General features: G+C 65.9%; 1 pseudogene. It reads right to left on the reverse strand.

Features of this window, described 5'->3' with window-relative positions:
* Positions 1-270: pseudogene (locus RVY79_RS19750) on the reverse strand (hypothetical protein); the annotation flags it as partial.

A 270-nucleotide genomic window follows, 5' to 3' on the forward strand; every position in this document is an offset into this window, starting at 1 on the left:
CGCGCAGTACTCAACCGGCCTGCCTGCCAGGTCAGGTTGGTGCCGGGCTTCAGCTCATGAACACCCGCAAAGAAAGTCGCCCCATCGTTGGTGCGGTAGCCGTAGGCCAGGTAGTCGTGCAGCTTGGCTGCATTGGCATCGTGTAGCGGCAGCACCGCCCGCAATGCGGCGACCTCGCTGGCGAAATACAGCCGGCCGGCGTTCTCCGTGTAGTACAGCGGCTTGACGCCCAGGCGATCGCGCGAGATGAACAGCGTGCGCGCGGCGCGG

This window comes from Chromohalobacter sp. HP20-39 (assembly GCF_033052815.1).
Taxonomy (GTDB): domain Bacteria; phylum Pseudomonadota; class Gammaproteobacteria; order Pseudomonadales; family Halomonadaceae; genus Chromohalobacter.